Raw genomic sequence first — 15992 nt, 5'->3', positions numbered from 1 at the left:
CAGCGGGCCAATTCGGCTCAATTAAGGTCGAGTTGGCTGGATCTGGTCACCACGGAGCGGTCATGGTGGTCCAAGGCAGGTCGTGGCTGAAGCCGCTCTCGCCCTCCGCGGCGCTGAGGAGTCTGCTGCGCGCACCGAGTCCGCCGGTGGACCCGAGGGAGATCTGCCCGGCCGGGTGCTCCGGGGTGCCCTCGTGAGCGATGTCGCCGGACGCCTGCAGGGCCGATTCGCCGAACTGCTTCATCTCTGCCTCATCCTCTGCTGATCGGTGATGGGTGATCGGTGATGGGTGCTGTGCGGGTGTGCGGGTGTGCGGGTATGCGGGTGGGCCGGTGGCTCAGGGGGCCCGGGAGGGGTCCAGGAGCAGGGCGGAGCCGATCCGTTCGGGGAACCCCGCCCGCAGCAGCCCGTGCCCGATGCCCGAGAGACCGGTGAGCAGCCCCGGGTGCGGTACGTGACCGGGCGTCCCGCACAGCGGCCCCGCCCGGTCCGCCGCGGCCACCAGCGTCCCGGCCCGGCGCACCCACGCGGCCCGTACGCCGGGCAGGAGGGCGGGCAGGGCGCTGTGACCGAGGAGTTCGAGCAGCCCGGACTCCCCGTGGCACAGGCTGTCGTCGGCGAGCGGGTCGATGCCCGCCAGCTCGCCGGAGCGCGCCGCCAGCCAGCCGGACAGCTCCGGGTCCTGCCGCGCGTCGGGGCTGTCGGCGATCGCCAGCGCGACCCCGGCCACGCCGTCGCACCAGGCGGGTCCGTGGTCCGTAGCGGCGTCCGTCAGTGCGGTCGCCCGGCGCAGGGCGTGCAGCCCGGCGCTCCGGTGGCGGGCGTCGCCCCCGGCCTCGGCGAGGCGCAGCAGCGCCCAGCCGATCCCCGCTGCCCCGTCGGCGAAGCCTCCGGTCCCGGGGCCCGGGGCGGCGGCGAGCCGCTCGGCGCAGCGCACGGCGCCCCACCAGGCCTGCGGGCGGCCGGTGGCGCGGTACACCGCGAGCAGCGAGACGAGCCCGCCCGCCGCGCCGCCGCGCACCCCGTACCCGTCCTCGGCCGCGTTCGCCGCACAGCTCAGCCGGACGGCCGGACCGGCCAGGTCCAGCACCTCCCGGTCACCCAGCAGCGTGCCCACCTCGGTCAGGGCGTACGCGATGCCGCCGAGGCCCGCGTAGGCGCCGGAGCCCAGGGCCCCGAGTTCGTCGGCCCGCCCGTGCAGGGCGTCCAGCAGCCCCGGAACCGGCGCGAGTGCTTCGCGGGCCGCTTCCGAGTACCGGGACACGCCGGTGAGCGCGGCCAGTTGGGCCAGGAAGAGCGCGGGGCCGGTGTAGCCGCCCGCGAGGTCCGCCGCCATCGGCGTGAGCCGCCAGTAGCGCTCGCCGAGCAGTTCCAGCCCGATCCAGTTCGTACGGCCCTCGTGCCGGTAGGCGAGGGAGACGAGCTGGTCGCCCACCGACCGTGCGGCGGAGAGCAGTTGCTCGGGCTCCGGCGCGGTCGCCGCACTCGGGGTCCGGCCGCCCGGGCCGGGCCGGTGCGCCGGCTCCGGGGAGGTGCTCACCATGGCGGTCCGGATGATCCGTTCCTGGTCCTGGCGGTCCACGGTGTCCATCGCGCGCACCTTCGCCTCGACGCGCGCCAGACCGGTGGGGGCGACGGCGTCGGGCGCGGACCCCTCGGGTGCCGAGCCCGTGACCGTACGGCCGGTGCCGCTCCACAGCCGGCCGGAGCCCGGCCGGGTGGCGAACACGGGCACGTCACCGCACCACAGCTCGGCGATCTCCTCGTCCTCCACGCCGGACAGCGCAGGCACGCCCAGGAGCGGGGTGCGCAGCAGGGACAGCACCCGGTGCCGTTCGGCGGCGTCCCGCATCAGGTCGGGGTGGGTCGACTCGTCGAGCAGCGTCGTGTACGTCCAGGTGGGCCGGGGGACGACGCGCACCTCGTCCCCGGCGAACCGCCGCAACGGCCCGTCCGGGGCGAGGAGTTCGTCCCGGTGGTCGTGGATCGCGGTGTATCCGGCGCGGAATCCGTCGCAGAGGGCGTCGGTGTACGCGGACGGGTCGGCCGTCTCGGCGCCGAGCCGGGGCCGGTTGGCGGACTCGGTGAACCGCCCCGCTCGCCGTACCAGCCGCATGCGGTCGGTGCCGGTCTCCGCCCAGTCGGCGGTCTCGATGGGGGACGAGGCGGCCCGGCCCCCGCCGATGGCGGACATGTCGAGCGCGGTGGTGTCCCCGACGAGCAACTGCGGCAGCAGGCCCACCCGGTGGACGGAGTCGTGCAGCGCCCGGGCGGCCGGATCGGCGGAGCGGGCGGGCCCCAGCGCCGGATGGAACAGGGTCTCCACATCGACCAGGACCGGGTGCGGGCCGCAGGCGATCAGGTTCTCGTGGTGCAGATCCGTACCGTCCAGCGCGTGCAGCAGGGCCAGCAGCGCACCCTGGCGCCGGTAGAACTGCCGGGTCTCCGCTCCCGAGGCACAGGGTCGCTCCGCCACGAACTCGGCCCAGCCGTAGTCCCCCCGGTCCAGGACGCGCAGCACCCGCAGCTCGGGGGCGCCCGGCAGCGAACCGAACCACTCGACGAGGGAGTTGAAGTGCCGGTGCGCCGCGAGCGGGCGCGGCTTGTAGACCAGCCGGGTGCCGTCGGCGAACCGCAGGAGCATCACCGACCGGCCGCCGCGGTGGCTGTCGCCCGCACCGGCCTCGACACCGGTGAGCGCCCCCGGCCCCGCGGACGGGCCGAGCCCGCCCGGACCGACGTCCGGCTCGCCGAACACCCCGGCCGGGGCCAGCAGATGCCGGTCGGCGGCGAGCCGCGCGACCAGCTCCGCGAAGGCGGACGCGGTGTTGAGGCAGGCCGTCGCGAGGAGGCGGGCCAGCACGGGGTAGCCGGTGACGAGCCGGTCGAGGCCGTCGCGGCGGGCGGTCAGCGCGACGAAGTCCCGGAAGCGCTCCTCGGGCCCCTCCCCGCTCAACCGGCCCAGCCGCCGGGCCTCGTGCAGCTCGGTGACGAGGGTGCGCGCCGCGATCCGGGCCAGCCGCCGGGTCAACTGCCGCCGGAAGTCCGCCATGACGGGAGCCCCGTCGCCCTCGGGCTCCCCGTCCGCCAGTGCGTCCCGGAGCCTTTCCGCGGCGGCCTCGACGAACGGCGCGACGATCGGCCCGAAGCCGCTGAGCCCCGGGTAGGCGCGGTCGGCGACCACCACGTCACGCGGGGCGGCGGCGACGGCCTCCCTGGCGAAGGCGGCCCAGGCGGGTTCGCCGGAGGTGCTGCCCCCGACGACCCCGGGCAGCCACCACGGCTCGGAGGCCGCGTCGTGGAGGGAGGCGACGGAGACGGCGGAGGCGGCAGGGGCGGGGCGGCGGCTCGTACCTCTGTCGATCAGGTTCTTCTCCGCCATCGCACCGCACCTCCCCGGTCCCGGACCGGCCCCGTGCGGGCCGCCCGTGACCATCGTGGCGGGGGAGGGGGTACGGGCACATGGGGGAGTCGCCCCCATCTTTCGCCCTTTGGCTCACAGGCGCCCCCCATGAGCGGCGAACGCGCTGTTCCAGAGCCCGCCCGCCGGACCTGCTCAGTCCCTCGGCGTCGCCGTGGACCCCCGGATCATCAGCTCGGCCGCGATCGTCGCGATGCCTCCGGGCGGCGGGTTCTCCTTGCCCATCGCGAGCCGCCCCGCCCGGGCGCCCGCCTCGAAGAGCGGCAGCCGGACCGTGGTGAGGGCCGGCACCGCGTCCACCGAGAACGGCAGGTCGTCGAAGCCCGCCACCGAGATGTCCTGCGGGATGCGCATCCCCTGGTCCCGTACGGCCGCGCACGCGCCCAGCGCCACGGTGTCGTTGGCGGCCACGATCGCGGTCACGTCCGGTGCCCTGCGCAGGAGTTCGAGGGTGGCCTCGTACCCGGAGCGCCGGTCGTAGGGCCCGTGCACGACGAGCCGGTCGTCGTCGGCCGCCGGGCCGCCGGAGCCGTCGGCCGTACCGCCCCCTGCCGGGGAATCATCCAGCCCCGCCGCGCGCAGCGCCTCCCGGTGGCCCTCCAGCCGGTGGCGGGTGGTGGTGCGTTCCGGGGGCCCGGCGACGTAACCGATCCTGCGGTGGCCGAGCGAGATCAGGTGCTCGGTGAGGCGGCGGCCGCCGCCCCGGTTGTCGAACGTGAGGGCGGCGACGAGCGCGTCTCCCTCGGGCAGCGGGGGCCGCCCGCAGAAGACGATCCGGGTGCCCGCGTCCGCGAGCTTCGCCAGTTTCGCCGCCATCGCGGCCTGGTGCGCCGGGTTCTCGACCGCGCCGCCGGTGAGGACGACGGCGGCGGCCCGCTGGCGCTGGAGCAGCGTGAGATAGGTCAGCTCACGCTCCGGGGAACCTCCGGTGTTGCAGATGACGGCAAGCTTCTCGCCGCCCGCCCGCCCCGAACCGTCCCCGGGGCCGCCGATCTGCGTCTGCGCGGCCCCCGCCATGATCCCGAAGAACGGGTCGGCGATGTCGTTGACCAGGATGCCGACCAGGTCGGACGTGGCCGCCGCGAGCGAACTGGCGGGTCCGTTGAGCACGTAGTCCAGGTCGTCCACCGCACGCAGGACCCGCTCCCGGGTCGACGCCGCCACCGGGTAGTTGCCGTTCAGCACGCGGGAGACGGTGGCCGGGGACACCCGGGCGCGGGCCGCCACATCCGCCAGGGTGACTGTCATCGCTGTCCTCCGTGAGCTCACGTGCGGCCCCCTCTTGTCCGGCCGCTGTCGGCAGGCTAGCGTCATCTTCGATAGAAAGCGCTTGCTACGGCTGTATGGAGGAAACTTCGTGACACGCAGGACAGTGCGCATCGCCATGAACGGCGTCACGGGACGCATGGGGTACCGGCAGCACCTGGTGCGCTCGATCCTCGCGATCCGCGAGCAGGGGGGCCTGGATCTCGGCGACGGCGAGGTGGTGTGGCCCGAGCCCGTGCTCGTCGGCCGGCGCGCCCACGCCCTGGAGGAACTCGCCGAGCGCCACGGTCTGACGGAGTGGTCGACGGACCTGGACGCGGTGCTCGCGGACGACACGGTCGAGATCTACTTCGACGCCCAGGTCACCTCGGCCCGGGTGGAGGCGATCAAGAAGGCGATCGCGGCGGGCAAGCACGTCTACACCGAGAAGCCGACCGCCACGGACGTCGAGGGCGCCCTCGACCTGGCCCGCCTCGCGCGAGACGCCGGCATCAAGCACGGCGTCGTCCAGGACAAGATCTTCCTGCCGGGCCTGCGCAAGCTGAAGCGCCTGATCGACGGCGGCTTCTTCGGCGAGATCCTGTCCGTGCGCGGGGAGTTCGGCTACTGGGTCTTCGAGGGCGACTGGCAGGAGGCTCAGCGCCCCTCGTGGAACTACCGCGCGGAGGACGGCGGCGGCATCGTCGTCGACATGTTCCCGCACTGGGAGTACGTGCTCCACGAGCTGTTCGGCCAGGTCACCTCCGTGACCGCGCATGTCCGTACGCACGTTCCGCGGCGCTGGGACGAGCAGGGCAAGCCGTACGAGGCGACCGCCGACGACGCCGCGTACGGCATCTTCGAGCTGGCGGGCGGGGCCGTCGCGCAGATCAACTCCTCCTGGACGGTCCGGGTCAACCGCGACGAGCTCGTCGAGTTCCAGGTCGACGGGACGCACGGTTCGGCCGTCGCGGGCCTGCGCAACTGCCGTGTCCAGCACCGCTCGTCGACCCCCAAGCCGGTCTGGAACCCGGACCTCCCGGTCACCGAGTCGTTCCGCGACCAGTGGCAGGAGATCCCGGACAACCAGGAGTTCGACAACGGGTTCAAGGCGCAGTGGGAGCTGTTCCTGCGCCATGTCGTCCAGGACGCGCCGTACACCTGGGACCTGCTGGCCGGCGCCCGGGGCGTCCAACTGGCCGAACTGGGACTGAAGTCGTCCGCCGAGGGCCGCCGCCTCGCCCTTCCGGAGCTGACGCTGTGACGGCTCCCGTCCCCCTGCCCCGGGGCCCGTACACTCCCCGCGCCACCCCGCTCGATCTGCCGCCGGGAGCCGGGGCCCCCTCCTCCCGTACGGTCTTCTCGGCGGCGCACGTGGTCGCCGACCCGTACGCGGACATCGGCCCGGACGACCCGGCGGCCGTGGACTGGGAGGCCACGCTCGCCTTCCGCCGCCACCTCTGGTCGCACGGCCTGGGCGTCGCGGAGGCCATGGACACCGCGCAGCGCGGGATGGGCCTGGACTGGGCGGGCGCGGCCGAACTGATCCGCCGCTCGGCCGCCGAGGCGAAGGCGGTGGGCGGCCGGATCGCCTGCGGCGTGGGCACCGACCAGCTGCCGACGACGGGCGAGGTCACGCTCGCGGATGTCCGCGCGGCGTACGAGGAGCAGCTCGCCCTGGCCGAGGGGCACGGCGTCCAGCCGATCCTCATGGCCTCGCGCGCCCTGGCCCGCGCCGCGCGGGGGCCCGAGGACTACCTCGCCACGTACGCCCATCTCCTGCGCCAGGCGTCAGAACCGGTGGTCCTGCACTGGCTGGGCCCGATGTTCGACCCGGCCCTGGAGGGCTACTGGGGCAGCACCGACCTCGATGAGGCCACGGACACCTTCCTCAAGGTCATCGCCGAACACCCGGACAAGGTCGACGGCATCAAGATCTCGCTCCTGGACGCGGCCCGCGAGATCGACGTCCGCCGCCGCCTCCCGGGCGGAGTGCGCTGCTACACGGGCGACGACTTCAACTACCCGGAGCTGATCGCGGGCGACGAACGCGGCTTCAGCCACGCCCTGCTGGGCATCTTCGACCCGCTGGGCCCGCTGGCGGCGCACGCGGTACGGGTGCTGGACACGGGGGACGTGGCGGGCTTCCGGGCCCTCCTGGACCCCACGGTCGAGCTGTCCCGGCACCTCTTCCAGCGGCCCACCCGTTTCTACAAGACGGGCGTGGTGTTCCTGGCCTGGCTGGCCGGCCACCAGGACCACTTCACGATGGTGGGCGGACTCCAGTCGGCCCGCTCGCTGCCGCACCTGGCGACGGCGTACGAACTGGCCGACGGGCTCGGCCTGTTCCCGGATCCCGAGCTGGCCGCCCACCGCATGCGCGCGCTGCTCGCCGTCCACGGAGGCGCACGATGACCAACGGCGACCTGGCACGTCTGAGCATCAACCAGGAGACCATCAAGCAGTGGTCGCTGCCCGAGCTCGCCGAGGGCTGCGTCAAGGCGGGCATCGACAAGGTCGGCCTGTGGCGGGCCCCGGTGCAGGCGTACGGCGTCGAGCGCGCGGCCGGGCTCCTCGCGGACGCCGGGATCGGCGTCACCAGCCTCTGCCGGGGTGGCTTCTTCACCGCCCTCGACCCCGCCGAGCGCGCCCGCGCCCTGGACGACAACCGGGCGGCGATCGACGAGGCGGCAACGCTGTCCACCGACACCCTGGTCCTGGTCTCCGGCGGCCTCCCGCCCGGCAGCCGCGATCTGCACGGGGCCCGGGAGCGGGTGGCCGAGGCGCTGACGGAGCTGGCTCCGTACGCGGCGGCGCGCGGCGTACGCCTGGCGATCGAACCCCTGCACCCGATGTACGCGTCCGACCGTTGCGTGGTCTCCACCCTCGCCCAGGCCCTGGACCTAGCGGAACGCTTCCCGGCCGAACAGGTCGGGGTGGTCGTCGACACCTACCACCTGTGGTGGGACGACCGGGCGCCCGAGCAGATCGCCCGCGCGGGCGCGGGCGGCCGTATCCACTCCTTCCAGCTGGCCGACTGGATCACCCCGCTCCCGGCGGGCGTACTGCTGGGCCGGGGGCAACTGGGCGACGGAAGCGTGGACTTCCGGGCGTTCCGCCGCGATGTGGAAGCCGCCGGGTTCGACGGCCCGATCGAGGTGGAGATCTTCAACGAGGCGCTGTGGGCCCGCGACGGGGCGGAGGTCCTGGCGGAAGTGGCGGAGCGGTACGTACAACATGCCTGCTGAGAGCCCCGCACGGGACCGAAAGTAAAGAGATCGTAAAGGGCTGCAACCTTTGGGTACCCTCCCGGGTCACACATGGCGTCGGGACTTCCGGGGAGGGGTCCGGGGGGAACGGGAAGGCCCGATGGGAGGGGAAAGCGAGGGGGGTCCGGCCGCGAGGCCGGGCCCCATTCCGCTTTCCCGCCCCTCTTGAGCTTTCCGTCCCTCTTACGCTCTCCCGTCGCCCCCCTTACGCTCTCCCGTCGTCCTCCCGCAGGGTGGACAGGGTCATCAGGTCGGGATCCTGGGCGAGGAGCCGCGCGTGCAGGGCGCGCAGGGCGGGCCCCGGCTCGGAACCCAGCTCCGCGGCGATGCGGGCGCGGTGCCCGGCGTAGACGACGAGCGCCTCGTTGCCCCGGTCCGAGCGGTGGAGCGCGAGCATCAGCAGCCAGACGAAACGCTCGCGCATCGGGTATTTGTGAGCGGCGTAGTGCAGCAGCGGAACCCCGTAGCGGTGCCGCCCCAGCTCCATCTCCACCTCGGCCAGGACCTCCATGTCCGTCAGGAACCGCTCCTGGCGAAAGAGCCGCTCTCGCTCCATCATCGGCCCGTCGAGCCCCTCCACCAGCGGCCCGGTCGACATGGTGCGGGCCTGTTCGAGCAGGTCGGCGGCGCGCTCCAGGTCGCCATCGCGGGCCGCCGCGAGACCGGCGACCGCGAGCCGTTCGTAGGCGTAGAGGTCGACGTCCGCGTCGCCGGTGTCGAGCCGGTAACCGCCCCCGGACCAGGAGATCTCAGCGCCCGGCCCGTCGGCGGTGTCCGGTTGCAGCAGGGCCCGGAGCCCCGAGACGGACTTCTGGATGAGGTTCTTGGCGTACGCCGGGTACTCCTGGCCCCACAGGGCCTCGGTCAGCTGGTCGACACCCGTCTCCATGCCCGGGCGCAGGAGCAGCACCGCGAGGAGAGCCCGCTGTTTGGGCGGTCCCAGCTCCAGGGGAGTGGCTCCCCGGCTGACGAGGAGGGGCCCGAAGAGCCGGACGGTCAGGCGCGACGGATCGACGTCGTCCGGCGCCGCCCGCCCGGGTCTCGGGGCGGGCTCGTCCCGGCCGCGCAGCAGCACACCTGACATGTCTCCCCCTGAACGGCCGTGAACGCTTCGTTCCCGCTTTCAGGCTAGGGCCTTTCGTTGCTCCCTCCAGCGCATCGTCCAGCGTTCCGTCCAGCGGCGTACGTGAGGGTGGCCGGGACGCAGCTCGCCGTGCCCGGCGGACGAGCGCCGCTTCCCCCCGGAGAAGAACGTATGCAGCGCAACGGCCGCAGCCGGCAGGACCAGGAACACGGCGAGGGCGGAATCGCGACCGACGACAGACCCCCCGCGCTCCGCCGCTGGGGACACTTCACCGCCGCCCGCCCCCGTCTGATGATCTGGGCCGGCGTCCTGCTGACCGTGGCCGGACTGGTGCTCGCCGCAGGGGCGATGGACCGGCTCGTCCTGAGCCGCTTCGAGAGCCCGAGTTCGGAATCGGTGAAGACCCGGGCGGTCCTGGAGAAGGAGTTCGGCGAGGGCACGCCCAGTGTGCTGCTCATGGTCACGGCCCGGCAGGGCACGGTCGACGACGCACCGGTGGCCGCGGCGGCCCGCGAGCTGGAGGAGGAGCTGGCGCTCCGCGACGGTGTCGCCGACGTGGCCTCGTACTGGTCGCGCGACGGCTCGCCCACCCTGCGCGGGCGGGACGGCAAGCAGGCGCTGATCATCGCCGGAATGGGCGGTACGGTCACCGAGGCCCGTACGGAACTCGCCACGATCTCACCCGAGTTCACCCGTGACGAGGAGCTGTTCACGGTCCGCGTGGGCGGGGGCGACGAGATCTTCCGCCAGGTCGCCGAACAGTCCCGGCAGGACTTCCTGCGGGCCGAGATGATCGTGTTCCCGCTGGTCCTGCTGCTGCTCTTCGCCATCTACCGCCGGTTCGCCGCCGCGGCCCTGACCCTCGGCATGGGCCTCTTCTCGGTGATCACCACCCTGGCGCTGATGCACCTGGTCACCTATGTCACCGAGGTGTCGACGTTCGCCGCCAATCTGGCGCTGGTGATGGGCATCGGGCTCGGCGTGGACTACAGCCTGTTCGTCATCAACCGCTTCCGGGAGGAGTTGCGTCTCGGCCGGCCGGTGCCCGAGGCGGTCGCGTACACGGTGGGCAGCGCGGGCCGCACGGTCACCTTCAGCGGTCTCACGGTCCTGGTGTCGCTCTCCTGTCTCCTGCTGTTCCCCTTCCCCTTCCTCCGCTCCTTCGCGTACGCGGGCGTCGGCACCGTACTGACCGCGGTCTTCGCGGCCCTGGTGATCCTTCCGGCGGCGCTGGAGCGGCTGGGTCACCGGGTCGCCCGTAAGGGGCCGGCGGGCAACTCCCGTACATCGGAGGGCTGGTGGCACCGCACAGCACTGCGCATGATGCGGCACCCGCTCCGCTACGGCGTGCCGGCCCTGGCGGTCCTGCTGGCCCTGGCGGCCCCGGTGCTCGGCCTCACCTTCGGAACCCCCGACGAACGGGTGCTGCCCGAGGGGGTGTCCAGTCGCGTCGTGCAGCAGGAGATCCGTGACAACTTCGCGGCGGAGGAGATGGACGCGGTCCAGGTGCTGCGGCGGGGCCAGGCAGGCACGGCGGCGAACAGCGCGGAGATCGAGGCCACGGCGCTCGCTCTGTCCCGTATCCCGGAGGTCCACCAGGTCGACGCGCTCACCGGTTCGTACGCCGACGGCGGCAGGATCGCCGAACCGGGTGCCGCGGCCGAGCGGTTCGGCCACGAGAAGGACACCTGGTACTCCGTGGTCGCCACGCACGAAGGCCTGAACCACGACGTCGACCGCCTGCTGTCCGACATCCGGAAGACGGCGGCGGGGGAGGGGGAGAGGCCCGACCAGGTCAGGATCGGCGGCTATCCGGCGGAACTGGCCGACTTCCGCGCACAGTTGGTCGACCGTCTGCCGCTCGTCCTCGGCCTCGTCCTGGCGGTCACGTTCCTCGTGCTGTTCCTGATGACCGGCAGCCTGCTGCTCCCCGCGAAGGCCACCCTGCTCAACGCCCTGAGCCTCGGTGTGATGTTCGGAGCCCTGGTCTGGATCTTCCAGGAAGGGAATCTGTCCGGGCTGCTCGGTTTCACCCCGACCGGCACGATCGAACCGAGCATCCCGATCCTGATGTTCTGCGTGGCCTTCGGCCTCTCGATGGACTACGAGGTCCTGATGCTGTCGCGGATCAAGGAGGAGTACGACCGCACGGGCGACACCCTGGGTGCGGTGGCGACGGGCCTGGAGCGCAGCGGCCCGCTCATCACCTCGGCGGCGGTCATCATGGCCGCCTCCTTCGCGACGTACGCGTCCTCGGGCGTCGTCTTCCTGAAGATGCTGGGCCTCGGCATGGTCGCGGTGATCCTGATCGACGCCACCCTGATCCGCGCGGTCCTCGTCCCGGTCCTGATGCGTCTGGCGGGCCGGGCCAACTGGTGGGCCCCGAAGCCCCTGCGCGCGGTCCACCGCAGGTGGGGGCTCTCCGAGACGGAGCCGGCGGCCGCGGAGACGGCCGAAGCCGCCGGGGCCACCGTTCGTTAGGATCTGCCGCCATGACGGAGAGCGCAGCGGAAGAATGGCCCGAACCTCCCCTCGCCGGCACGGAGGTGGCGGCCGTCCTCGGCGCGCTGGAACGCCAGCGGGCCACGCTGGCCTGGAAGACCTCCGGCCTGGACGCGGCGGGACTGCGGGCCACGCTCGGCACGTCCTCCGTCACCCTGGGCGGTCTGCTCAAGCACCTGGCGCATGTCGAGGACAGCCATTTCGCCCGCCTCTGGCTCGGTGTCCCGGTCGGCGCGCCCTGGAACACGGTCGACTGGGACAACGACCCGGACTGGGCCTACCGCACCGCCGCCGAGGACACCCCCGAGCAACTGCGCACGCTGTGGCGGGAGTCGGCGGCCCGCTCCCGGGACGTGGTCGAGGAGGCGCTCAGCACCGGGGGCGGCCTGGACCAGCTCGGTGCCTACGTCACCCGCGGCGGCGAACGCCCCAACCTCCGCCGCATCCTCCTGGACCTGGTCGAGGAGTACGCCCGCCACGTCGGCCACGCCGACCTCATCCGCGAGTCGGTCGACGGCCTGACGGGCGAGGACCCGGGGTGACGCGAGGGTCAGGGGCGGCCGAGGGCCGCCCGGCGGGTGCCGGGCGGCCCTCGGCCTCACAGCGCGAGCATCGCCCGCACCGGGACCGCCGCGTCCGCGAGCGGTCGCAGCGCCAGTCGGACGAGCGCCAGCGCGTTGTCGTCGCCCGCGATGCGGTTTGCGCTGAGCCGTCCGCACGCGAGGCAGTGGTGGATGAGCATCCATTCCCCGTCCTGCCGAACCGACAGGCTCAGGGGCACCATCCGCCCGCGGCATCCCGCCGCCCGGTCACCCGGGACCCGCCCGTCCACGTGCAGGCTGACCAGGCAGGACGGGCAGTGATTGCGGTGGGCGGTGCCCGGTGCCGCCAGCGGGACGTCGAGCCGGCAGCCGACGCACCGGAACGCGTCACCGCGCGCCCCGGCCGGTCCGTGCAGCACGTCCTTGGCCCGCTGCGGACGCCGTCCCGATCCCCGACGGGGCTTGCGCCGCGTCATCGGAGCCTCCCGTTCGCCCGGTTCACAGGTCACCGAAGGCTTCGAGCGGGAAGGGCGGCTGGGCCAGTGGACGTACGGCCATCCGCATCAGGATCAGCTGGTTGTCGTCCCCGCAGACCGGGTTCGAGGTCAGCTCGTCGCACCGGGTGCAGCGGTGGACGACCATCCAGTCGCCGGTGCGCAGCACCGCGATGGAGATCGGGGTCATCCGGCCCTCGCAGTCGGAGCGGCCGCCCTCGACGTGGTCGACGAGGTGCTGCGAGTGCAGACAGCTGGGGCAGTGGTTGCGCCGGCTGCCGTCGGGCGCGTACGCGGCGACGGTCAGTCCGCAGCGGACGCAGGTGAAGGTGTCCAGGGAGGACATGGCTGAGCGGTGCTGGGGGTTGTCGTGAGACACCCGGATACTCCTTGCCGAAGGATGAGGAACGAAGCAGCAGGGAAGTACCGAGCACCCCTCGCGTCAGGGGCGTACGGGGAGCGGGGCCGGACGGCTGCGCGACGGCAGCGGTCCGTGAGGTGTCAGCAGTCGGTCGCGTACGGCGGCCGCGGACGGTCAGGCCCGGTCACCCCGGCGTCACAGGTGCGACGAGGGAGGCTCGGAGTCACTGTCCGGGGCATACATCAACTGCTTTCCAGGGCTCACGCCCAGAGGTCACCCGCGGTCGGAACCCGCGGTCGGGGAGCGAGCACCGTAACAAGGGGGCCGGGAGACCGGCCACCGAATTACGACCCGGGGGACCGGCCGTCCGCCGGGGTCAGTCCCGCAGCTCCGCCAGCCTGGCCAGCGTGTCCCCGGCCAGAACCCGCTGATCCGAGTCGAGTCGGATTCCCTCCGCCTCCGCCAGCAGCTCCGCCGCCCGCTCCGCCTCGCCCATCCGCTGGGCGATGTCCCCGCGCAGGACGAGCAGCCGCAGCCTCTGCACCGGAGTCGGCTCCTCGTCCGTCAGCCCCAGCACCCGGTCGATGATCCTCGCGGCGCCCGGCAGGTCCTGCTTGGAGTCCGCGAAGAGGTCCGCCATGTGCAGCGCGCGGGCGAACGTCTCCTTCGGGGCGGGCCGGTGGTTCGGGTCCTCGCTGATCGGCTGCCCGATCCGGATGGTGTTGCCGGTCGGGTCGGTCACCAGGAACTGCCGCACCCCGTACGACATGTCCTTCAGCGGGCCGATGCGCGGCAGCCCCCGGGTCGGGACGCGCCCGTAGGCCGTCTTGAGCCCCGCGCGGAACGCCGTGTGCAGACCGTCCACGTCCTCGGTGAGGACGTAGCACCCGGAGTGGGACGAGGCGGGGTCGTACTCCTTCATTCCGTACAGCTGGAGTTCGACCGCGCCGCGTTCGACGACGGCGTACGCGTACGGGCTCTTCTGCAGGTACGTCGTGTCGAAGCCGAGGGCGGTGTAGAAGGCGACCACGGAGTCGATCAGGGAGGTCCGGCAGGGAAGCATCGGGATCGTCGTCTCGGTCATGCGATCCAATCTAGTCAAATTTGAATACCTTGGTCAACGGCGTCGGCGGCCTTCAGAAATGAAAATTTTCGCCGTTCCGGCACGTTCTCGCAGGTGAGGAACGGCGGCACAGGTCTAGACCCAAAGACCCCTTTACGCCTTTCCGTGCCCGTGCGTTACTCGTGACATGTGCATGGCATCCGATTATCGGATGCCGCTCGGATGCCGTGCCGTGCGCATCCCGTCCTCGTCAACGTGCCCGGAGGTGGCCATGCTCGCGTACCGTTCTCCGTCCCGCCGACTCAAGAGACCCCGAGGCGCTGTGCTGGCCGGCGCTCTCGGCAGTGCCGTGGCGCTGATCCTGACCGGAACGGGCACGGCAGCCGCCGCGGCGCCCGCACCCGACGAGCCGGTCCGGTCCGGCCAGGCGTGGATGGGGGCGGGCACCCGCATCGAGCAGGGCCCCGCGTCCTCGGCGGGCGGCGTGACGCCGATGGACACCAGCGGTGTCCAGGGCATCGACGTCTCCCACTGGCAGGGGGCGATCAACTGGGGCTCGGTGAAGGCCGCGGGCATCGACTTCGCCTACATGAAGGCCACCGAGGGCACGTCCTTCAAGGACAGCAGGTTCAACGCCAACTACACCGGCTCCTACAACGCCGGCCTGATCCGGGGCGCGTACCACTTCGCACGCCCGAACGTCTCCAACGGGGCGACGCAGGCCAACTACTTCGCGACCAACGGCGGAGGGTGGTCCAGGGACGGCAAGACCCTCCCCGGGGTGCTGGACATCGAGCACAACCCGTACGGCGCCATGTGCTACGGCCTCTCCACGACCCAGATGCGGACGTGGATCAACGACTTCTACAACACGTACAAGGCCCGCACCACCCGGGACGTCGTCATCTACACGACGGCCAGCTGGTGGAACACCTGCACCGGCCGCTGGACCGGCATGTCCGCCAAGTCCCCGCTCTGGGTGGCCCACTGGGGCACCGCCAGCCCGACCATCCCCGCCGGCTTCCCCACCTGGACGATCTGGCAGTACACGGCCACCGGCCGGGTCGGCGGAGTCTCCGGCGACGTGGACCGCAACAAGTTCAACGGCAGCTTCGCGCGGCTCCAGGCCCTCGCCAACAACACGGCGTAGCCTTTCCGCCCTCGCGGCGGCCGGGTGAGCCCGTCGGCGGCTCACCCGGCCGCACCCCCACCGTGTGCCCACCCCTCACACCAGGAGCCCGCTGTGAACCTTCCGCAGCCGTCCCGCCGCCACATCCTCCTCGCCGGTGCCGGCGGCCTGGCCGCAGCCGCCTTACCGGGCACGGCCCACGCCCTCGACGCCGACGTCGTCGAACCGGACATCGACGGTACGGCGCAGTGGCAGGCCCGCCCGCCGCAGACCCCCGTGAGCCTGGTCGGAAAACGGCCGACGAAGATCATCGTGCACCACACGGTCAGCGCCAACACCTCCGACGTCTCCCGCGCCCAGGCCCACCGCCACGCCCACTGGGTCCAGGACCTCCACATGGACAAGAACGGGTGGACCGACACCGGCTACCACTTCCTCGTCAGCCGGGGCGGCTGGATCACCGAGGGCCGCCACCGCAGCCTCAGCACCCTGCGCGGCGGCACCGACTTCGTCCTCGGCGCCCACACGTCCGGCCAGAACGACCAGGGCATCGGCATCGCCAACGAGGGCGCGTACCACGACGGAGCGCAGCCGCCCGGCGCCCAGTGGGAGGTCCTGGTGGCGCTCTGCGCGTACGTCTGCGGGCAGTACGGCATCGCGCCCAGCCGCCTCTACGGGCACAAGGACTTCGGCGACACCCTCTGCCCGGGCGTCCTGCACGACAAGCTGCCGCAGCTCCGGAGCGAGGTCGCGGCGAGCATGGGGTGAGGGGCGGGGCCCGCCGGGCGGACGCGTTGCCCCCACGGGCCACCGCACCGTGTCCCGTACAGCCCTTACCCGGAACCGCCGCACCGGTTAGGCAGGAGGTACACAGCCCTGTCG

Annotated in this window: 14 protein-coding genes; 7 read left to right on the top strand and 7 right to left on the bottom strand. The window is 72.7% G+C overall.

Annotated features, from left to right (window positions below; translation table 11 throughout):
• Window positions 1-46: 46 nt before the first annotated feature.
• The 3 genes from IE140_RS27655 to IE140_RS27645 form a co-directional block, all read right to left on the bottom strand.
• Complete coding sequence (locus tag IE140_RS27655) at window positions 47-244, bottom strand: hypothetical protein (RefSeq protein ID WP_032764819.1); 198 nt, start codon at window positions 242-244, stop codon at window positions 47-49.
• A gap of 93 nt (window positions 245-337) precedes the next feature.
• Window positions 338-3382 carry a type 2 lanthipeptide synthetase LanM family protein gene (locus IE140_RS27650; protein ID WP_150197631.1) on the bottom strand — a complete coding sequence of 1015 codons (3045 nt, stop codon included), beginning with the start codon at window positions 3380-3382 and terminating at the stop codon, window positions 338-340.
• 174 nt (window positions 3383-3556) lie between these two features.
• On the bottom strand, window positions 3557-4669 hold the full coding sequence (locus tag IE140_RS27645; protein WP_229826921.1) for a LacI family DNA-binding transcriptional regulator: 1113 nt from the start codon (window positions 4667-4669) through the stop codon (window positions 3557-3559).
• A gap of 109 nt (window positions 4670-4778) precedes the next feature.
• Between IE140_RS27645 and IE140_RS27640 the strand changes: the two genes are divergently transcribed.
• The 3 genes from IE140_RS27640 to IE140_RS27630 are packed head-to-tail and all read left to right on the top strand — an operon-like array spanning window position 4779 to window position 7914.
• Window positions 4779-5930: a Gfo/Idh/MocA family protein gene (locus IE140_RS27640; RefSeq protein WP_093439278.1), complete on the top strand. Its 1152-nt coding sequence runs from the start codon at window positions 4779-4781 to the stop codon at window positions 5928-5930.
• Window positions 5927-7081 (top strand): dihydrodipicolinate synthase family protein, encoded by a 1155-nt coding sequence (locus IE140_RS27635; RefSeq protein WP_150197629.1) that lies wholly within the window; start codon window positions 5927-5929, stop codon window positions 7079-7081. The genes IE140_RS27640 and IE140_RS27635 overlap by 4 nt, the downstream gene beginning before the upstream one ends.
• Window positions 7078-7914 (top strand): sugar phosphate isomerase/epimerase family protein, encoded by an 837-nt coding sequence (locus IE140_RS27630; protein ID WP_150197628.1) that lies wholly within the window; start codon window positions 7078-7080, stop codon window positions 7912-7914. The genes IE140_RS27635 and IE140_RS27630 overlap by 4 nt, the downstream gene beginning before the upstream one ends.
• A gap of 226 nt (window positions 7915-8140) precedes the next feature.
• On the opposite strand, the gene IE140_RS27625 is transcribed toward IE140_RS27630, so the two are convergent.
• Window positions 8141-9019: an AfsR/SARP family transcriptional regulator gene (locus IE140_RS27625; protein ID WP_150196810.1), complete on the bottom strand. Its 879-nt coding sequence runs from the start codon at window positions 9017-9019 to the stop codon at window positions 8141-8143.
• A 171-nt stretch (window positions 9020-9190) separates the two neighbouring features.
• On the opposite strand from IE140_RS27625, the gene IE140_RS36460 reads away from it, so the two are divergent.
• The gene (locus IE140_RS36460) at window positions 9191-11500 is read left to right on the top strand and encodes an MMPL family transporter (protein WP_150196811.1); all 2310 of its coding nucleotides are present in this window, start codon (window positions 9191-9193) and stop codon (window positions 11498-11500) included.
• Between the two features lie 11 nt (window positions 11501-11511).
• A complete protein-coding gene (locus IE140_RS27615) occupies window positions 11512-12063 on the top strand; it encodes a DinB family protein (RefSeq protein ID WP_150196812.1) in 552 nt (183 codons plus the stop codon).
• Between the two features lie 56 nt (window positions 12064-12119).
• On the opposite strand, the gene IE140_RS27610 is transcribed toward IE140_RS27615, so the two are convergent.
• From IE140_RS27610 to IE140_RS27600, 3 genes are all read right to left on the bottom strand, one after another.
• Complete coding sequence (locus tag IE140_RS27610) at window positions 12120-12539, bottom strand: RNHCP domain-containing protein (RefSeq protein ID WP_093439295.1); 420 nt, start codon at window positions 12537-12539, stop codon at window positions 12120-12122.
• A gap of 22 nt (window positions 12540-12561) precedes the next feature.
• Window positions 12562-12903: an RNHCP domain-containing protein gene (locus IE140_RS27605; protein WP_032765128.1), complete on the bottom strand. Its 342-nt coding sequence runs from the start codon at window positions 12901-12903 to the stop codon at window positions 12562-12564.
• A 391-nt stretch (window positions 12904-13294) separates the two neighbouring features.
• Entirely contained in the window at window positions 13295-14002 is a 708-nt protein-coding gene (locus IE140_RS27600; protein WP_150196813.1) for a bleomycin resistance protein, read from the bottom strand.
• A gap of 250 nt (window positions 14003-14252) precedes the next feature.
• Here IE140_RS27600 and IE140_RS27595 point away from each other — a divergent pair, with 250 nt between their 5' ends.
• Window positions 14253-15131 carry a lysozyme gene (locus IE140_RS27595; RefSeq protein WP_150196814.1) on the top strand — a complete coding sequence of 293 codons (879 nt, stop codon included), beginning with the start codon at window positions 14253-14255 and terminating at the stop codon, window positions 15129-15131.
• 93 nt (window positions 15132-15224) lie between these two features.
• On the top strand, window positions 15225-15878 hold the full coding sequence (locus tag IE140_RS27590; protein WP_100564024.1) for a peptidoglycan recognition protein family protein: 654 nt from the start codon (window positions 15225-15227) through the stop codon (window positions 15876-15878).
• Window positions 15879-15992: the final 114 nt, after the last annotated feature.

Source organism: Streptomyces parvus, from assembly GCF_014648875.1.
Classification (GTDB): domain Bacteria; phylum Actinomycetota; class Actinomycetes; order Streptomycetales; family Streptomycetaceae; genus Streptomyces; species Streptomyces parvus.
This window is presented reverse-complemented; position numbering and strand designations above follow the sequence as displayed.